At 60.5% G+C, this 17336-nt stretch carries 17 protein-coding genes and 1 pseudogene; 13 read left to right on the top strand and 5 right to left on the bottom strand.

Annotated features, from left to right (window positions below; translation table 11 throughout):
* Positions 1 to 16: 16 nt before the first annotated feature.
* Positions 17 to 415, top strand: a pseudogene (locus tag J3P79_RS01465) (methionine ABC transporter permease); the annotation flags it as partial.
* Between the two features lie 66 nt (positions 416 to 481).
* Positions 482 to 1108, top strand: coding sequence for a class I SAM-dependent methyltransferase (locus tag J3P79_RS01460; RefSeq protein ID WP_434607594.1), 627 nt, complete (start codon positions 482 to 484; stop codon positions 1106 to 1108).
* A gap of 64 nt (positions 1109 to 1172) precedes the next feature.
* Here J3P79_RS01460 and J3P79_RS01455 read toward each other — a convergent pair whose 3' ends face one another.
* Positions 1173 to 1739 (bottom strand): transporter substrate-binding domain-containing protein, encoded by a 567-nt coding sequence (locus J3P79_RS01455; protein ID WP_434607592.1) that lies wholly within the window; start codon positions 1737 to 1739, stop codon positions 1173 to 1175.
* 131 nt (positions 1740 to 1870) lie between these two features.
* Here J3P79_RS01455 and J3P79_RS01450 point away from each other — a divergent pair, with 131 nt between their 5' ends.
* Positions 1871 to 2296, top strand: a complete 426-nt coding sequence (locus tag J3P79_RS01450) for a DUF4399 domain-containing protein (RefSeq protein WP_434607590.1) — start codon at positions 1871 to 1873, stop codon at positions 2294 to 2296.
* A gap of 106 nt (positions 2297 to 2402) precedes the next feature.
* Here J3P79_RS01450 and serA read toward each other — a convergent pair whose 3' ends face one another.
* The gene (gene serA, locus J3P79_RS01445) at positions 2403 to 3632 is read right to left on the bottom strand and encodes a phosphoglycerate dehydrogenase (RefSeq protein ID WP_039592617.1); all 1230 of its coding nucleotides are present in this window, start codon (positions 3630 to 3632) and stop codon (positions 2403 to 2405) included.
* Between the two features lie 204 nt (positions 3633 to 3836).
* On the opposite strand from serA, the gene J3P79_RS01440 reads away from it, so the two are divergent.
* The 4 genes from J3P79_RS01440 to J3P79_RS01425 all read left to right on the top strand — a co-directional run bounded on the left by J3P79_RS01440 (position 3837) and on the right by J3P79_RS01425 (position 8061).
* Positions 3837 to 5231 (top strand): FAD-binding oxidoreductase, encoded by a 1395-nt coding sequence (locus J3P79_RS01440; RefSeq protein ID WP_434607588.1) that lies wholly within the window; start codon positions 3837 to 3839, stop codon positions 5229 to 5231.
* Between the two features lie 43 nt (positions 5232 to 5274).
* Positions 5275 to 5940 carry a fumarylacetoacetate hydrolase family protein gene (locus tag J3P79_RS01435; RefSeq protein WP_434607586.1) on the top strand — a complete coding sequence of 222 codons (666 nt, stop codon included), beginning with the start codon at positions 5275 to 5277 and terminating at the stop codon, positions 5938 to 5940.
* Between the two features lie 161 nt (positions 5941 to 6101).
* Positions 6102 to 7034 (top strand): SdiA-regulated domain-containing protein, encoded by a 933-nt coding sequence (locus J3P79_RS01430; RefSeq protein WP_434611312.1) that lies wholly within the window; start codon positions 6102 to 6104, stop codon positions 7032 to 7034.
* Positions 7035 to 7149: 115 nt separating this feature from the next.
* Entirely contained in the window at positions 7150 to 8061 is a 912-nt protein-coding gene (locus J3P79_RS01425; protein ID WP_434607584.1) for an SdiA-regulated domain-containing protein, read from the top strand.
* Positions 8062 to 8191: 130 nt separating this feature from the next.
* Here J3P79_RS01425 and rpiA read toward each other — a convergent pair whose 3' ends face one another.
* Positions 8192 to 8866, bottom strand: a complete 675-nt coding sequence (rpiA, locus tag J3P79_RS01420) for a ribose-5-phosphate isomerase RpiA (RefSeq protein ID WP_434607582.1) — start codon at positions 8864 to 8866, stop codon at positions 8192 to 8194.
* Positions 8867 to 9003: 137 nt separating this feature from the next.
* Here rpiA and ilvA point away from each other — a divergent pair, with 137 nt between their 5' ends.
* From ilvA to J3P79_RS01400, 4 genes are read left to right on the top strand one after another with little or no spacing between them, the layout of a single operon-like run.
* Positions 9004 to 10518, top strand: a complete 1515-nt coding sequence (gene ilvA, locus J3P79_RS01415) for a threonine ammonia-lyase, biosynthetic (protein ID WP_030140526.1) — start codon at positions 9004 to 9006, stop codon at positions 10516 to 10518.
* A 37-nt stretch (positions 10519 to 10555) separates the two neighbouring features.
* Positions 10556 to 10969, top strand: coding sequence for a DUF2269 family protein (locus J3P79_RS01410; RefSeq protein WP_434607580.1), 414 nt, complete (start codon positions 10556 to 10558; stop codon positions 10967 to 10969).
* A gap of 15 nt (positions 10970 to 10984) precedes the next feature.
* Positions 10985 to 12241, top strand: a complete 1257-nt coding sequence (locus J3P79_RS01405) for an SDR family oxidoreductase (protein WP_434607578.1) — start codon at positions 10985 to 10987, stop codon at positions 12239 to 12241.
* Positions 12238 to 12705: a DUF2269 family protein gene (locus tag J3P79_RS01400; RefSeq protein WP_434607577.1), complete on the top strand. Its 468-nt coding sequence runs from the start codon at positions 12238 to 12240 to the stop codon at positions 12703 to 12705. The genes J3P79_RS01405 and J3P79_RS01400 overlap by 4 nt, the downstream gene beginning before the upstream one ends.
* A 38-nt stretch (positions 12706 to 12743) precedes the next feature.
* On the opposite strand, the gene J3P79_RS01395 is transcribed toward J3P79_RS01400, so the two are convergent.
* Positions 12744 to 13400, bottom strand: a complete 657-nt coding sequence (locus J3P79_RS01395) for an HAD family hydrolase (protein ID WP_434607576.1) — start codon at positions 13398 to 13400, stop codon at positions 12744 to 12746.
* Positions 13401 to 13543: 143 nt separating this feature from the next.
* Between J3P79_RS01395 and J3P79_RS01390 the strand changes: the two genes are divergently transcribed.
* Both J3P79_RS01390 and ptsP read left to right on the top strand, forming a co-directional pair.
* A complete protein-coding gene (locus J3P79_RS01390; protein ID WP_003186867.1) occupies positions 13544 to 14023 on the top strand; it encodes an RNA pyrophosphohydrolase in 480 nt (159 codons plus the stop codon).
* 22 nt (positions 14024 to 14045) lie between these two features.
* Entirely contained in the window at positions 14046 to 16325 is a 2280-nt protein-coding gene (gene ptsP, locus J3P79_RS01385) for a phosphoenolpyruvate--protein phosphotransferase (RefSeq protein WP_434607575.1), read from the top strand.
* A gap of 126 nt (positions 16326 to 16451) precedes the next feature.
* Here ptsP and J3P79_RS01380 read toward each other — a convergent pair whose 3' ends face one another.
* Positions 16452 to 17198, bottom strand: a complete 747-nt coding sequence (locus J3P79_RS01380) for an NRDE family protein (RefSeq protein WP_434607574.1) — start codon at positions 17196 to 17198, stop codon at positions 16452 to 16454.
* Positions 17199 to 17336 lie beyond the last annotated feature (138 nt).

Below are 17336 nucleotides of genomic sequence, written 5' to 3'. Positions count from 1 at the left end.
GGTTATTCCTAAATGCACCTACGGCGTATGGGCCGCGGTGGTGCCGCTGACGATCACCGCTACGCCGTTTTTTGCCCGTATCGCAGAAGTCAGCCTGCGGGAGGTCGACCACGGCCTGATCGAAGCGGCCCAGGCCATGGGTTGTCGACGCTGGCACATCGTCTGGCATGTCCTGCTGCCTGAAGCGCTGCCAGGGATTGTCGGTGGCTTTACCATCACCTTGGTGACGATGATCAATTCATCGGCCATGGCCGGGGCGATTGGCGCCGGAGGCCTGGGTGATATCGCCTACCGCTACGGTTACCAGCGTTTCGACAGCCAGATCATGTTGACGGTGATCGTATTGCTGGTGGCATTGGTGGCGGTGATTCAACTGGGTGGGGATCGCCTGGCGCGGGGGCTGAACAAGCGCTGAACGCAGGGAATGGTGCAAGCGGCTTGCGGTATAGTCGGCTGACACTTCCCAGCCAAGCCAGCAATCATGAAACACACCACCGACGACCTGCAGACCATCACCGCCACGACCCTGGGCCATTACAACACCGTGGCGGAAAGCTTTCGCGAAGGCACCCGCGATCATGACGTCAGCCAGAACATCGACGCCTTGCTGCGCCACATCCAAGGCCAGCCGCCACTGCACATCCTCGATTTCGGCTGCGGTCCGGGACGCGACCTGCGCACGTTCACGGCCATGGGCCATGTCGCAGTAGGCCTCGACGGTTCAGAAGAGTTCGCACGCATGGCCCGCCAGGACAGCGGCTGCGAGGTGTGGCAACAGGATTTCCTGCAGCTGGATCTGCCGGCGGAGCGTTTCGACGGAATCTTCGCCAACGCCGTCCTGTTCCACATTCCTGTCCAGGAATTGCCCCGCGTCCTCAAGCAACTGCGCGCCACGCTCAAACCCGGCGGCGTGCTGTTCAGCTCAAACCCCCGGGGCGAAAACCAGGAAGGCTGGAACGGCCAGCGCTTCGGCGCGTATCACGACCTCGACGCCTGGCGCACGCTGCTCATAGAAGCGGGATTTGTGGAGCTGGAACATTACTACCGGCCAGCGGGGCTGCCGCGCGAGCAACAACCTTGGTTGGCGAGCGTGTGGCGTAAGACTTGAAAACCGTTCTGTAACGGTTATGCCGAGCTCTTGTGGCGAGGGCGCTTGCGCCTGATTGCGGATCTCAATCCTGCTTGACCAGCCACTTCTGCGACAGTTGCTCCAGTCGCCCATCATCCTTGATCCGCGCCAACGCATTGTCCAGGCTGGCCTTGAACGCCGGATTGCCCTTCTGGAATGGAATCACCAGGTTCGGTGCCGGTTCTTTTTTCTCTTCCGGCTGGAAAGACTGCGCCAGGACCAGAGGCCGTTGCGCCTCATCCTTGCTCGCCAGCAATTGCGCATCCGGCTGGCTATAAGTGGCGCTGGTGTCGAAACGTTCCGCCAGTTCCGGGGTCATTGCTATGTGGTTGATGGCGACGTCGTACTTGCCGCTTTCCACGCCGGACAGCAGATCTGCCTCATCGGTCACGACAAAATCCGGGCGGACATCGAGCTCACCCGCGAGCATCTCGCCCAGTTCCACTTCGAAACCGGTGAGCTTGCCGTCCTCCTTGAAATTGAACGGCGCGGTATTAGCCTCAAGGGCGATTCGCAACTCGCCACGGTCGTTGACATCATCGATCAGTTCCGCATGGGCCATAGGGCTCAACAGGGGTAGCAGGCAGATCAGGCCAGGCAGGAAACGCATGGTCACTCCTAGGATTTATACAAGCGACGCTCGTTTCTGGCTCGCTTTGCTATGGTTGTTGCAGGCTTCGACAACGATTAGTCACGAAGTTGTCACGACTCGACGGATTTATGGGAAAACTGGAGTAAAAAATGAAAAGTTTTATGTCGCGTGCGGCGTTGGCCGGTTTGTTGCTCGGAACTTCAATGCTGGCAACAGCAGCAACCCCGGCGCCTAAAAATGCGGAAGTATTCATCGTTTCTCCTGAAGACGGCGCCACCGTCAGCCAAGAGTTCAAGGTCAAGTTCGGCGTCAAGAACATCGCCCTGGCCCCGGCGGGCGACGTGACAAAAAACACTGGCCATCACCATCTGCTGATCGATGTCGATGATCTACCGGCCGAAGGAGCGCCGATTCCGACCGACGCCCACCACATGCATTTCGGCAAGGCGCAAACCGAAGCCACGATCAAACTGGCACCGGGCAAACACACCTTGCAATTGATCCTGGGCGACAGCGGCCATATGCCGTTCGACCCCTCGATCGTGTCCGAAAAGATTACGGTAAACGTGAAGTAACACAGCACGGCGATCCAACGCCGGCCACAGGTTTTGGTGTTGTGGCAGGCAAAAAAAACGGGAGTCCCTTGCGAGACTCCCGTTTTTTATTGCAGGCCAAGTCTGATCAGAACAACACGCGGCAACGAATGGTGCCGTTGATGTGCTGCAGCTTCTCTTGCGCCAAATCCGAGTATTCGGCATCGACGTCGATCACGACGTAGCCGACTTTCTCGTTGGTCTGCAGGAACTGACCGGAAATGTTGATGCCGTTTTCCGCAAAGACCTTGTTGATCTCGCTCATCACACCCGGGATGTTCTCGTGGATGTGCAGCAGGCGGTGCTTGCCAGGGTGGGCCGGCAGGGCCACTTCCGGGAAGTTCACCGACGATACCGAGGTACCGTTGTCGCTGTACTTGACCAGTTTTTCCGCCACTTCCAGGCCAATGTTGGCCTGGGCTTCAGCGGTGGAGCCGCCGATGTGCGGGGTCAGAATCACGTTATCCAGGCCGCGCAGCGGGCTCTCGAAGATGTCGTCGTTGGAGCGTGGCTCCACCGGGAACACGTCGATGGCGGCGCCGATCAGGTGCTTATCCTTGATCGCTTCGGCCAGGGCGTCGAGCTTGACCACAGTGCCACGCGCGGCGTTGATCAGGATCCCGCCTTTCTTGATAGCACGGATTTCCTTCTCACCGATCATCCACTGGGTGGCTGGGGTTTCCGGTACGTGCAGGGTGACGATATCGGACATGCCCAGCAACTCATGCAGGTCGTTGACCTGGGTTGCGTTGCCCAGGGGCAGCTTGGTCACGGTGTCATAGAAGAACACCTGCATGCCAAGGCCTTCCGCCAGGACGGACAGCTGGGTGCCGATCGAGCCGTAGCCGACGATACCCAGCTTCTTGCCGCGGATTTCGAAGGAATTGGCCGCGCTCTTGATCCAGCCGCCACGGTGGCAGGAAGCGTTTTTCTCAGGGATGCCGCGCAACAGCAGGATCGCTTCGGCCAGCACCAGTTCGGCAACGGAACGAGTGTTGGAGTACGGTGCGTTGAACACCGCGATACCGCGCTCGCGCGCCGCGTTGAGGTCAACCTGGTTGGTGCCGATGCAGAAGCAGCCGACCGCCACCAGTTTCTTGGCGTGGTCGAAGATCTCTTCGGTCAGTTGAGTACGGGAGCGAATACCGATGAAGTGAGCATCGGCGATCTTTTCCTTGAGCTGGGCTTCCGGCAGAGAACTGGTGATGTACTCGATGCTGGTGTAGCCCGCCGACTTGAGGACGTCGACAGCCGATTGGTGGACGCCTTCGAGAAGAAGGAACTTGATCTTGCTCTTATCGAGAGAAGTCTTGCTCATCTGCGTAAACCTGTGTCCCGGAGAAAAATGGCAGGGAATCGGACAGCCTGGGCTGGCCCGACCGGCGTGACAGCCGTCGCCGCAGAACAGCCTTTGGGCACTACGCTGCGGGGTCGGTATGCTAGCATATGCCCCCCGCAAACACCCATTCCTGCGACGTGAAGCGTTCTCAGGATGACCATGAATTGTTCGAGAGTTCTGTCGATGACCAATCCTGCCGTGATAGATGAGCTGAAGACCCTGGTTGAGCCTGGCAAGGTCCTGACCGATGCCGACTCCCTGAATGCTTATGGCAAGGATTGGACCAAGCATTACGCGCCCGCGCCGACCGCCATCGTTTTCCCCAAGACCACCGAGCAAGTCCAGGCCATCGTGCGCTGGGCCAATGCACACAAGGTCGCGCTGGTGCCATCGGGCGGGCGTACCGGGCTTTCGGCCGCTGCCGTGGCGGCAAATGGCGAAGTCGTGGTGTCATTCGACTACATGAACCAGATTCTCGACGTAAACCTGACCGACCGCACCGCCGTGTGCCAGCCGGGCGTGGTCACCGAGCAATTGCAGAACAAGGCAGAAGAGCACGGCCTGTATTACCCGGTGGACTTCGCTTCGGCCGGTTCCAGCCAGATTGGCGGCAACATCGGCACCAATGCCGGCGGGATCAAGGTCATTCGCTACGGCATGACCCGCAACTGGGTCGCGGGCATGAAAGTCGTCACCGGCAAGGGCGACGTGCTGGAACTGAACAAGGACCTGATCAAGAACGCCACGGGCTACGATTTGCGGCAATTGTTCATCGGCGCCGAGGGCACCCTCGGTTTCGTGGTCGAAGCCACCATGCGCCTGGACCGTGCCCCGAAAAACCTTACCGCGATGGTGCTCGGCACGCCGGACTTCGACTCGATCATGCCGGTACTGCACGCCTTCCAGGGCAAGCTCGACTTGACCGCGTTCGAATTTTTCTCCGACAAAGCCCTGGCCAAGGTTCTCGACCGCGGCGATGTGCCGGCGCCGTTTGAAACCGACTGCCCGTTCTATGCCCTGCTGGAATTCGAAGCCACCACAGAAGAGGTCGCCAACCATGCGTTGGAGACCTTTGAACACTGCGTCGAACAAGGCTGGGTGTTGGACGGCGTGATGAGCCAGAGCGAAACCCAGTTGCAAAACCTGTGGAAGCTGCGCGAGTACATCTCCGAGACCATCTCCCACTGGACACCGTACAAGAACGACATTTCGGTAACCGTTTCGAAAGTGCCCGGCTTCTTGCAAGAAATTGACGCAATCGTCGGCGAACATTACCCAGATTTCGAGATCGTCTGGTTTGGCCACATCGGCGACGGCAACCTACACCTGAACATCCTCAAGCCGGAAAACCTGAGCAAGGACGAGTTCTTCGCCAAATGCGCGACAGTGAACAAATGGGTCTTTGAAACCGTCGAGAAGTACAACGGTTCGATTTCCGCCGAACACGGCGTGGGCATGACCAAGCGTGACTACCTGACGTACAGTCGCTCTGCGGTTGAAATCGAATACATGAAAGCCGTGAAAGCGGTGTTCGACCCTAACGGCATCATGAACCCGGGCAAGATTTTCGCGGTTTGACCCATAAAAACACCTGATGAAATCTCAGAGGCAGGAGTCGGTAATGAGCTATCAGCACCAGTATGTCGACGGTACGCGTATTCATTTCCCGGTGGGCAAAGTGGTGTGCATCGGCCGCAACTACGCCGAGCACGCCAAGGAACTGGATAACCCGGTGCCTACAGAGCCGCTGCTATTCATCAAGCCGGGCAGCTGCGTGGTGCCGCTGGAAGGCGGCTTCAGCATTCCTGCCGACCGCGGTTCGGTGCACTACGAGGCGGAGATTGCTGTGCTGATCGGCAAGCCTTTGTCCACCAAACCCAGCGTTGAAGAAGTGCTGGACGCCATTTCCGGCTTCGCCCCGGCCCTGGACCTGACCCTGCGGGACAAGCAGGCCGAGCTCAAGGCCAAGGGCTTGCCGTGGGAAGTCGCCAAGTCCTTCGACGGTGCGGCAGTGATCGCACCATTTGTCTCCAAAGATACGTTTACCGACCTGGGCGACATCCCTGTGCGCTTGACCATCAACGGCGAAGTCCGCCAGGACGGCAACAGCCGCCTGATGCTCAACCCCATCGTGCCAATGATCCAATACATGGCCGGCTGCTTCTCGCTTCAGGCCGGCGACGTCATTCTCACCGGCACCCCGGCGGGCGTCGGGCCGCTGAACGTTGGCGATGAGCTGGTGCTGGAGTTGCCTGGGGCGAGCCGCTTCGAGAGCAGCGTTCGCTGACAGCGACATCGGGTATCCAAGGGAAGCAAGCCTGCTCGCTCCCCTTGGATAGCAGTACCATCCGCTCATTAACCATTTTTTCACATGCCATCTGGATAATCCCTGGGATTGCGGCATCTGAGCCTGCCAATCCCTCGCCGAATCTCTGGATTATCTTGCTGATGGCTAACACCCAAGCACTGCCCGCACCCTCGAGCATTCGCCCCGCACGCTTTAAATTGCCTCGGTATGCCTGGCTGTTGCTGGGGATAATTGCTGCCTACAGCTCGGCGTCGGCCATGCATTGGGATGACCGGGCCCGCCTCTGGGTATCGGAACGCTTCCAGAGCCAGGACCTCCGCGAGGGCAGCATTTGGCTCCCTGAATACCGCGCTGTCATCGATGCCAAGGAACTTCCCGGAATGGAGGAGGATGAAGCCTCCGACCTGACTTATAACCCGAAGACCAAGACTTTATTCACCGTCATGGGCAAGCATCCGTTCCTGGTGGAGCTGACCCTGCAGGGCGATGTCCTGCGCCAAATCCCTTTGGTGGGCTGGGGCAACCCGGAAGGCGTGGCCTACATGGAAAATGGACTGCTGGCCATCACCGATGAGCGAAAGCACACGCTATCGATCGTTAAGGTGGATGCGGATACCCGAGCATTAGATGTCACCGACTTCCCTAGTTACAACCTAGGCTCGTCGAAAAACCAGAACAAGGGATTCGAAGGCATCGCGTGGGATCCTCGCAACCAACAATTGGTGCTGGGCGAAGAGCGTCCACCCGCATTGTTTACCTGGAAAAGCGACGGAAGCCAATTGCTCAAGGGAGACAAACAGATCCACGCCAGCGATGAACTTGACCTGCGCAACCTTTCGGCCCTGGCCGTCGATCCCCGCACGGGTCATACCGTGTTGCTGTCCGCCGATTCTCATTTGCTGCTGGAACTTGATCAACAAGGTGAACAGGTCAGTTTCATGACCTTGCTCGGCGGCTTCAACGGACTGAAAGACACGATCCCTCGCGCAGAAGGCGCCGCCCTCGATGAGGCCGGCAATCTTTACATGGTAAGCGAACCGAACCTGTTCTATCGCTTCGAGAAATCACGATAGCGAAAACGCTGTAAGGTAATTCACCAATTATTGTAGGGCATGGCAGTCGGCCATTAAGCTTCAGTTCAGGCAGTCGTGGTATTTCAACCACCTGTTCTAATCCGAGCCCATCCACATGCGTCGACTCGCCCGCCCTAAACCGTTGTTCCTGCTGCTGATAGTTGTGCTGATTACGCTAGTCGCGGCAGGCCAGTACCTGCGCCTGTTCGAACGCGCCTGGTTTAACCTGAACACCCTCTGGCAGCCCATCAATGGCCAGGCAATCTCGCTGGATCAATATCAGGTCACGCTTGAAGCACAGGTAATAGAAGGCCTGGACGAAGACGTTTCGGCGCTGACCTACGACCCGATTCGCAAAAGCCTGTTCACCGTCACCAACAAGAATGCCGAGCTGATCGAGCTCTCACTGGAGGGCAAAATACTGCGACGCATCGCCTTGGTCGGATTTGGCGACCCGGAAGCGGTGGAGTTCATCAGCGAAGACATTTACGTCGTCACCGACGAGCGCCGGCAGCGCCTGATCAAGATCCACTTGGACGAAGACACCCGGTTCCTTGACGCGGCGGAAGCCGAGCAAATGACGCTTGGCGTGCATATGAGCAGCAACAAGGGTTTCGAAGGGCTGGCCTACGACTCCATTGGCAAGCGCCTGTTCGTGGCCAAGGAACGCGACCCGATGCTGATTTATGAGGTGCACGGTTTTCCCCACCACAATCCGGAAAAGTCCTACGCGGTCCACGTGATCAATAACCCCAAGCGCGATGCCGGCTTGTTTGTCCGCGATCTTTCCAGCTTGCAATACGACGAGCGCAGCGGTCATTTGCTGGCGCTGTCCGATGAGTCCAGGTTGATTATCGAACTGGATATCGACGGTCGGCCGTTGAGCACGCTGTCGCTGAACAAGGGCCGCCATGGCCTGAAGAACACCATACCGCAGGCGGAAGGCGTGGCCATGGATGACGACGGCAACCTGTACGTGGTGAGCGAGCCGAATTTGTTCTACGTGTTCAAGAAGCCGCAGCCTTGATGCGCCACACAACCTGATGTGGGAGCGAGCTTGCTCGCGATGGCAGTGTGTCAGCCAACAATAATGTGTCGGATAGACCGCTATCGCGAGCAAGCTCGCTCCCACAGGGGTCCCGGTGCCAATTGCCGGCTTATTCCGCCCGCAGGGTCTTCACCCCTTCAGCAGTCCCCAACAACAGCACATCCGCCGGACGAGCCGCGAACAAGCCATTGGTGACGACACCAACGATGGCATTGATCTGGCTTTCCAGTTCCACCGGGTTTGTGATCTGAAGGTTGTGCACATCCAGGATGATATTGCCGTTATCGGTCAGCACACCTTCGCGATACACCGGGTCGCCGCCCAGCTTTACCAATTGGCGGGCAACGTGGCTGCGGGCCATAGGGATGACTTCCACTGGCAGCGGGAACGCGCCGAGCACTGGCACCAACTTGCTGGCGTCGGCGATGCAGATGAAGGTCTTGGCGACGGCCGCGACGATTTTCTCGCGGGTCAACGCCGCGCCGCCGCCCTTGATCAGGTTCAAGTGCGCGTCGCTTTCGTCGGCGCCATCGATGTAGAACTCCAAGTCGCTCACGGTGTTGAGCTCGTACACCGGGATGCCATGGCCCTTCAGGCGTGCGGCGGTTGCTTCGGAACTGGCGACCGCGCCATCGAACGCGCCTCTGTGCTGCGCCAAGGCGTCGATGAAGCAATTGGCGGTAGAGCCGGTGCCGACCCCGACGATGCTCTTGTCATCCAGCTTCGGGAGGATGAGGTCGACAGCGGCCTGGGCCACGGCCTGTTTGAGTTGATCCTGGGTCATGCGGGCTCCGAAAACGGGCGAGGAGTAAAGAGGGGCGCGAGTATAACCCAACAAAACCTCGGGATTCGTGTGGTCGCCCGGCCAAAAGCCGGGTTAGACTCCCTGGCCCTGCCCAACCCGCTCAGTGATGCTTTCCGATGCTTGAACAGTACGTCAAAAAGATCCTCACCTCGCGCGTTTATGACGTTGCCGTAGAAACCCCGCTGCAGACCGCCCGTCAGCTCTCCGAGCGGCTGGGCAACGAAGTCTGGCTAAAGCGTGAAGACTTGCAGCCGGTGTTCTCGTTCAAGATTCGCGGGGCCTACAACAAGCTGACCCAGCTCAGCGACGAAGAGCGCGCCCGTGGCGTGGTCACGGCATCGGCGGGCAACCATGCCCAGGGCCTGGCGCTCGCCGCCAAGGTGCTGGGGGTCAAGGCCACCATCGTCATGCCCAAGACCACCCCGGAGATCAAGGTCGAAGGCGTGCGCTCCCGTGGCGGCAAAGTGGTGTTGCATGGCGATTCGTTCCCCGAAGCCCTGGCTTATTCGCTGAAGCTGGTCGACGAAAAAGGCTACGTCTACATCCATCCTTATGACGATCCTCACACCATTGCCGGGCAGGGCACCGTGGCGATGGAGATCCTGCGCCAGCATCCGGGGCGCCTGGATGCGATATTCGTCCCGGTGGGCGGTGGCGGACTGATCGCCGGGATCGCGGCCTACGTGAAATACCTGCGCCCGGAAATCAAGATCATCGGTGTCGAGCCGGACGATTCCAATTGCCTGCAAGCGGCCATGGCTGCCGGCGAGCGCGTGGTCCTGCCAACCGTCGGGCTGTTCGCCGATGGCGTTGCCGTGGCGCAGATCGGCCAGCACACCTTCGATATCTGCAAGCACTACGTGGACGAAGTGATTACCGTCAGCACCGACGAGATCTGCGCAGCCATCAAGGATATCTACGACGATACCCGCTCGATCACTGAACCTGCCGGCGCGCTGGGTGTTGCCGGCATCAAGAAGTATGTCGAGACGCGCAGCATCAGCGGCCAGACGCTGGTCGCCATCGATTCCGGCGCCAACGTCAACTTCGACCGCCTGCGCCACGTGGCTGAGCGCGCCGAGCTGGGTGAGGGCCGCGAAGCGATCATCGCCGTGACCATCCCCGAGAAGCCGGGTAGCTTCAAGGCTTTCTGCGAAGCCATTGGCAAACGCCAGATCACCGAATTCAACTACCGCTACAACACCGGCAGCGAAGCGCACATTTTCGTCGGCGTACAGACGCATCCGGAAAACGACCCGCGCAGCAAGCTGATTGCCAGCCTGACCGAGCAGGGCTTTCCGGTACTGGACCTGACCGACAATGAACTGGCCAAGCTGCACATTCGCCACATGGTCGGCGGCCACGCGGCCCATGTCATCGACGAAGTGGTCCTGCGCTTCGAATTCCCCGAACGTCCGGGGGCGCTGTTCAACTTCCTCAATAAGCTGGGCGGGCGCTGGAATATTTCGATGTTCCATTACCGCAACCATGGCGCGGCAGATGGCCGTGTGGTCGCCGGCTTGCAGGTGCCTCACGATGAACGCCACCTGGTACCGGCCGCCCTGGAAGAGATCGGCTATCCGTACTGGGATGAAAGCGATAACCCGGCCTATCAGCTGTTTCTCGGCTGAAAGGCTACGCTGAAGGACATCGGTCCAAGGAAACCCCATGGAAACTCTGCTGACCTTGAAAATCCTGCACGTCGCGGCCACGGTCTTGCTCCTGGCTTGCGCTGCAAGCCTTGCCGTCTTGGCCTGGCGCAAACGCAGCGAGGCACCGAGCTGCACGCTGCGGCGTCCTTGGCCGCTGGCATGGGGCACGATGCTGGTGTGCATGCTGAGCATGCCGTTCACCGGCTGGTGGCTGGTTCACTTGGTGGGCTGGCCGCTCGGGCAAACCTGGCTGCTGGCCTCCAGTGTGATCTACGCCGTGGCAACACTCTGCGTCCTTTGGCTGCTGGCACGACTGAATCGTCTGCGCATGGGTAACGGTGGCGGCGGTAGATTTACGCTGGCATTGGCGATCATCGGCGGTGTCGGATTCCTCTCCATCGCCGCATTGATGGGTGCCAAGCCGATTTAACCGACAAGGAGCGTCATGAAAATCCTACTGGTGGGAGGCAGCGGTTTTATCGGACGCCACCTGCTGCGAGCGCTGCATGGCGCTGGCCATTCGATCATCGCCACCCGTCGTGCCCCCGGACCGCCCAGTTGGCCTGGGGTGGAATGGCGGCAGCTGGATCTTGGCGTATTGGCGGTCGACCCGACACATTTTGTCTTCCCTCCGGACGTCGACCTAGTGATCAACGCGGCCGGCCTCCTCAGCGTGGACGCCCAGGCGCTGAGCCTGGTCCAGGATCGTGGCTCGCGAGCGCTGTTCGACCAGGCTGCGCGCCGCGGCGTTCGCATCCTGCAGATTTCCGCACTGGGCGCGAGCGCTCAATCCGACGTGCCATTCCTGGCGAGCAAAGGCCTGGCAGATGAATATCTGTCCAACCTCGACAGCCTATCGGTTGTGCTGCGACCTTCATTGGTGGTGGGACCTGGCGGCGCGAGCAGCGGCTGGATGGAAGGCCTGTCGCCTTGGCCAGTGATTCCCTTGTTGGATCTGACGGCGCGCATCCAACCCGTGCACATCGATGATCTGGCGGGCGCGGTGCTCGCCCTGTTGCGGCAATGGCCAACCGAGTCAGTGGTGGTGCCACTGGTGGGGCCCGAGCCCATGACGCTCGCCCGACTCATCGATCACTTGCGAGCCGCGCAAGGTTGGGCGCCGGCACGCTACATCAGGGCGCCAGCGCTCTTGACTGAAGTGGGCAGCCAACTGGGGGACCGGTTCGGCTGGCGGGCGTTGAACCGGCAAAGCGTAGCGCTGGCACAACGGGACAACCTGGCCGACCCCGAGGTACTTGCGTCAATCTGCGGGTATCGCGCCGCCCCTGTCCAGACCCGCTTGCAAGGATGGCCCACCGTCGCCCAGAGCAGCCTTCGGGCGATCCGCCCGTTGATGCTCGCAGTGCTGGCATTCATCTGGCTGGGAACCGCCGTGGTGTGCCTCGGCCCCGGCTACGACTGGGGCTTGCGCATCATGGCCGAAGCCGGCGTCTACGGCGCCTGGGCGAAGCTTGCAGTCATCAGCGGCGCGCTACTTGATGGCGCGCTGGGCGTGGGCCTGTTGCTCCAGCGTTGGCGACGCCAGGCATTGCGGCTTCAGGTGGGGTTGATGCTCGGCTATACGCTGTGCATCAGCCTTATCCTGCCGCATTACTGGTTCGACCCTTATGCGGCTGTCGCCAAGAATCTGGTATTGATAGTCGCGACTTTATGGCTGCTTTGGACTGAACCCCGCCGATGAGCATCTACCTGCTGTTGAAAACCCTGCACATCCTGTCTTCGACCATTCTGTTCGGCCTGGGCGCGGGGTCTGCCTACTACGCGCTTCGGGCCTGGCGCAGCGGCAAGCTTGAAGTCATTGCCGTCACCTTCAAGCATCTGGTCTTCGCCGATTGGGCGTTCACCGCCACCACCGCTGTATTCCAGCCACTGAGCGGCCTGGCGCTGATGCACATCGCCGGCTGGCCATTGCAACAGAACTGGTTGATGTGGAGTATCGGGCTTTATTGCCTGGCGGGCGCCTGTTGGCTGCCGGTGGTCTGGTTACAGATCCGTGTACACAAAATGGCCGAGCAAGCCTTGCGGGACGGCACGCCCATGCCGATCAAGGCCGCTACCTACATGCGCTGGTGGTTTGCGCTGGGCTGGCCGGCGTTCTTGGCGTTCATGGCGATTTTCTACCTGATGGTCGCCAAGCCCGCATAGACGGCCCACCGGTAAGACCCGGCGGGCGCCACCAAGACTCAGTCGCGCAGGCTGATGACGGGCCAACCGCGCCTCTGGGCCTCGGCCCGCAGGTTCGGATCCGGGTCCACGGCCACCGGATGTGTCACCGCTTCCAACAGCGACAAGTCATTCATCGAGTCGCTATAGAAGTAGCTGTCCTCCAGCGAATAGCCCGTCTCCTCTAGCCAACGGTTCAGCCGGGTCACCTTGCCCTCGCGAAAACACGGGACATCGGTGCTGCGTCCGCTGTAGCGCCCATCGATCATCTCGCATTCGGTGGCAATCAGCGTCTCCACCCCGAGTCGCTCGGCGATCGGTGCGGTGACAAAGCGGTTGGTGGCCGTGATGATCACCAGCTTGTCGCCGGCGTCACGGTGTTTCTTCAATAGCTCGATCGCTTGGGGCAAGACGATGGGTTCGATGCAGTCGCGCATGTAATCGAGGTGCCATTGGGCCAGCACCTCCATCTCGGTACGGCCCAGGATTTCCAGGCAAAAGTTCAGGTACGCAGCGTTGTCGAGCTTGCCGGCCAGGTAGTCCTGGTAGAACTCATCGTTGCGCGCCTTGTAGCTCACCGCGTCGAGGAACCCGCGCTCACACAGGTAATCGCCCCAGGCGTGGTCGCTGTCGCCACCCAGCAGCGTGTTGTCCAAGTCGAATAAAGCCAGCCGCATTGCAGTTACTCGCTGAAAATTCTGAAGAAAGGCGCCCAGAATACGTACTTTTCACAAGAGTGCACATAAGCTCGGCAGGCTCGTTGCTGCTTTCACAACCTTTGTGGAACAATGCGGCGACATGCGTTTGCGAGGTTGTTGCCGTGATCGATCCCGATGGTTTCCGTCCCAATGTGGGGATCATTCTTACGAATGATGCTGGGCAGGTGCTATGGGCACGCCGTATCAATCAAGACGCCTGGCAGTTTCCCCAGGGTGGAATCAATCCCCAGGAGACGCCGGAAGAAGCTTTGTACCGCGAGTTGAATGAAGAAGTCGGGCTGGAGCGAGAGGACGTCGAAATACTCGCCTGCACCCGAGGCTGGTTGCGCTATCGTTTGCCGCAACGCCTGGTCAGGACGCACAGCCAACCGCTGTGCATCGGCCAGAAACAGAAATGGTTTCTCCTGCGCCTGATCTCCAACGAACAGCGGGTGCGGATGGATTTGACCGGTAAACCGGAGTTCGATGGCTGGCGCTGGGTCAGCTATTGGTATCCGTTGGGCCAGGTGGTGACATTCAAGCGCGAGGTATACCGACGCGCCCTCAAAGAGCTTGCCCCGCGCCTGCTGACGCGCGACTGACGACGGAGTTCGACCCCGAGCCATGCTCAATACGCTGCGCAAGATCGTCCAGGAAGTTAACGCCGCCAAGGATCTCAAGGCGGCGTTGGGCATTATTGTATTGCGCGTCAAAGAGGCCATGGGCAGCCAAGTCTGCTCGGTCTACCTGCTTGACCCCGAGACCAACCGTTTTGTGCTGATGGCCACCGAGGGCTTGAACAAGCGCTCCATCGGCAAGGTCAGCATGGCTCCCAATGAAGGCCTGGTCGGCCTGGTCGGCACGCGCGAAGAACCCCTGAACCTGGAAAATGCCGCGGACCACCCGCGCTACCGCTACTTCGCTGAAACGGGCGAGGAACGCTACGCGTCTTTCCTTGGCGCGCCGATCATCCACCACCGCCGCGTCGTCGGCGTGTTGGTCATCCAGCAGAAAGAGCGCCGCCAGTTCGACGAAGGCGAAGAAGCCTTCCTCGTCACCATGAGTGCGCAACTGGCGGGGGTTATCGCCCATGCCGAAGCCACCGGCTCGATCAGCGGCCTCGGTCGCCAGGGCAAGGGCATCCAGGAAGCCAAGTTCGTCGGCGTGCCAGGGTCCCCGGGCGCGGCGGTGGGCACCGCAGTGGTCATGCTGCCGCCTGCCGATCTCGATGTGGTGCCGGACAAGGCCATCGCCGACATCGACGCCGAACTCGGTTTGTTCAAGACCGCCATCGAAGGCGTGCGGGCCGACATGCGCGCCCTCTCGGCGAAGCTGGCAACGCAGCTGCGCCCCGAAGAGCGCGCGCTGTTCGATGTCTACCTGATGATGCTCGACGATGCCTCCCTGGGCAGCGAAGTCACCACGGTCATCAAGACCGGCCAATGGGCCCAGGGCGCGTTGCGCCAGGTGGTGACCGACCACGTCAACCGTTTCGAATTGATGGACGACGCCTACCTGCGCGAGCGTGCCTCCGACGTCAAGGACCTTGGCCGTCGTTTGCTGGCGTATTTGCAGCAGGAGCGCCAGCAGACCCTGGTCTATCCCGACAACACCATCCTGGTCAGCGAGGAGTTGACCCCGGCGATGCTCGGCGAAGTGCCCGAGGGCAAGCTGGCGGGCCTGGTCTCGGTCCTGGGTTCGGGCAACTCCCACGTGGCGATCCTGGCCCGGGCGATGGGTATCCCGACGGTCATGGGCGTGGTGGACCTGCCGTATTCCAAGGTCGACGGCATCCAGATGATCGTCGACGGCTACCACGGCGAGGTCTACACCAACCCCAGCGACGTTTTGCGCAAGCAGTTCGCCGACGTGGTGGAGGAAGAAAAACAACTGTCGCTGGGCCTCGATGCGCTGAGGGATCTGCCGTGCGTGACGCTCGACGGCCACCGCATGCCGCTGTGGGTCAACACCGGCCTGCTGGCCGATGTGGCCCGGGCGCAGAAACGTGGCGCCGAAGGCGTGGGCCTGTATCGCACCGAAGTGCCGTTCATGATCAACCAGCGCTTCCCCAGCGAAAAGGAACAGTTGGCGATCTACCGCGAGCAACTGTCCGCGTTTCATCCCCAACCGGTGACCATGCGCAGCCTGGACATCGGTGGCGATAAATCGCTCTCCTATTTCCCGATCAAGGAAGACAACCCCTTCCTTGGCTGGCGCGGCATCCGGGTAACGCTCGACCATCCAGAGATTTTCCTGGTCCAGGCGCGTGCGATGCTCAAGGCCAGCGAAGGCCTGAACAACCTGCGCATCCTGTTGCCGATGATTTCCGGCACTCATGAGCTGGAAGAAGCCCTGCACCTGATTCATCGGGCCTGGGGCGAAGTGCGCGATGAAGGCACCGACGTGCCGATGCCGCCGGTCGGGGTGATGATCGAGATTCCGGCAGCGGTGTACCAGACCAAGGAATTGGCGCGGCAGGTGGACTTCCTGTCAGTCGGCTCCAACGACCTGACCCAATACCTGCTGGCCGTGGACCGCAACAACCCACGGGTGGCCGACCTGTACGACTACCTCCATCCGGCCGTGCTGCAAGCCTTGCAGAACGTAGTGCGCGACGCCCATGCCGAAGGCAAGCCGGTGAGCATCTGCGGCGAAATGGCCGGCGACCCGGCGGCTGCGGTGCTGCTGATGGCGATGGGCTTCGACAGCCTGTCGATGAACGCCACCAACCTGCCGAAAGTGAAATGGATGCTGCGCCAGATCAACCTCAGCAAGGCCCAGGAACTGCTGGCGGAACTGATGACCATCGACAATCCGCAGGTGATTCACAGCTCCTTGCAGCTGGCGCTGAAGAACCTGGGGTTGGCGCGGATGATCAATCCGGCTTCGAACAAGACCCTCTAAATCCTGCGGCGAGCATTTGTGGCGAGGGGGCTTGCTCCCGCTGGCGGGCGAAGCCCGCCCAAAAGCTTTGGGGCTACTTCGTAGCCCAGCGGGAGCAAGCTCCCTAGCCACGGGATATCGTCGGCATTAAACGAGCAGATCCACCTCCCCCAAATGCCCCCCATGGGGCCCGAAACTGCGCTCGACCATCTGCCGCGTCCCATCGGCATGGACAATCAGCGCCGTACTCGCCCGCGTCCCATAAGCCGGGCTGGCAATGAACACACTCGATAGCAACATCTCGGTCGCGACTCCCACTCCCGTATCAGGCAGTTCCGCCACGGGCGCGGGTTGAGGGTCATTCAGCAGCGCCAACAAGGCCTGGGGCTGCGGATCGCCCAGGACCTCCTCCAGCGCCAACCGGGCCTTGAGCAGCTTGGGCCACGGCGTGTTCAGCCCAGCGTTCGACACGCCATAGACCCCCTCGGCCAATTGCTGCGGCCGGGTATCGCGGGCGTTGTAGTGCCAAAGCTCCGTACCGTCGCCGAGCAGCAGGTTAAAACCACCGTACTCCCCGGCACGCGGCACGATTTCGCTCAGGTAATCGGCAATCGACAGATTCCCGGTCAGGAACCGCGCCACCAGTTCTCCACGAGACTTGAATGCCGGAAGCTGGCCGGGGTCGCGGATGTTGGTCAGGGCCGCAAAGCGACCGGCGGCACCGACACCAAGCCAGGTGCCGCCAGCCTCCAGGTCTCGACCGGCGTGGACATGGGGCGCGTCAGGCCACTGCGCCAGTGGCAGCGTCGGGCGTGCATAGAACTCGTCGCGGTTGGCCGCTACGACCAGCGGCTGGGCGTGGCCGGGTCGCCAGGCGAATACGATCAGGCACATCTGGTTGTCCTGTTATAAGAATAAAACCGAGCAGTGCTTTTGTGGCGAGGGGATTCATCCCCTCGCCACAGGGGACAGCAATCATTTACCACTCTACCCATACATCACTGACGCATCCATCGCCTTCAGTAGAGCCCA

The organism is Pseudomonas sp. R1-7, assembly GCF_051132105.1.
In the GTDB taxonomy this organism is placed as follows: Bacteria; Pseudomonadota; Gammaproteobacteria; order Pseudomonadales; family Pseudomonadaceae; genus Aquipseudomonas.
This window is presented reverse-complemented; position numbering and strand designations above follow the sequence as displayed.

Excerpts from the sequence above, each read along its gene's own strand:
- J3P79_RS01450 (WP_434607590.1), top strand. The coding sequence starts at position 1,871 with ATGAAAAGTTTTATGTCGCGTGCGGCGTTGGCCGGTTTGTTGCTCGGA.
- rpiA (WP_434607582.1), bottom strand. The coding sequence starts at position 8,866 with ATGACCCAGGATCAACTCAAACAGGCCGTGGCCCAGGCCGCTGTCGAC.
- J3P79_RS01410 (WP_434607580.1), top strand. The coding sequence starts at position 10,556 with ATGGAAACTCTGCTGACCTTGAAAATCCTGCACGTCGCGGCCACGGTC.
- serA (WP_039592617.1), bottom strand. The coding sequence starts at position 3,632 with ATGAGCAAGACTTCTCTCGATAAGAGCAAGATCAAGTTCCTTCTTCTC.
- J3P79_RS01460 (WP_434607594.1), top strand. The coding sequence starts at position 482 with ATGAAACACACCACCGACGACCTGCAGACCATCACCGCCACGACCCTG.
- J3P79_RS01400 (WP_434607577.1), top strand. The coding sequence starts at position 12,238 with ATGAGCATCTACCTGCTGTTGAAAACCCTGCACATCCTGTCTTCGACC.
- J3P79_RS01455 (WP_434607592.1), bottom strand. The coding sequence starts at position 1,739 with ATGCGTTTCCTGCCTGGCCTGATCTGCCTGCTACCCCTGTTGAGCCCT.
- ptsP (WP_434607575.1), top strand. The coding sequence starts at position 14,046 with ATGCTCAATACGCTGCGCAAGATCGTCCAGGAAGTTAACGCCGCCAAG.
- J3P79_RS01430 (WP_434611312.1), top strand. The coding sequence starts at position 6,102 with ATGGCTAACACCCAAGCACTGCCCGCACCCTCGAGCATTCGCCCCGCA.
- J3P79_RS01405 (WP_434607578.1), top strand. The coding sequence starts at position 10,985 with ATGAAAATCCTACTGGTGGGAGGCAGCGGTTTTATCGGACGCCACCTG.
- J3P79_RS01380 (WP_434607574.1), bottom strand. The coding sequence starts at position 17,198 with ATGTGCCTGATCGTATTCGCCTGGCGACCCGGCCACGCCCAGCCGCTG.
- ilvA (WP_030140526.1), top strand. The coding sequence starts at position 9,004 with ATGCTTGAACAGTACGTCAAAAAGATCCTCACCTCGCGCGTTTATGAC.
- J3P79_RS01435 (WP_434607586.1), top strand. The coding sequence starts at position 5,275 with ATGAGCTATCAGCACCAGTATGTCGACGGTACGCGTATTCATTTCCCG.
- J3P79_RS01395 (WP_434607576.1), bottom strand. The coding sequence starts at position 13,400 with ATGCGGCTGGCTTTATTCGACTTGGACAACACGCTGCTGGGTGGCGAC.
- J3P79_RS01440 (WP_434607588.1), top strand. The coding sequence starts at position 3,837 with ATGACCAATCCTGCCGTGATAGATGAGCTGAAGACCCTGGTTGAGCCT.
- J3P79_RS01425 (WP_434607584.1), top strand. The coding sequence starts at position 7,150 with ATGCGTCGACTCGCCCGCCCTAAACCGTTGTTCCTGCTGCTGATAGTT.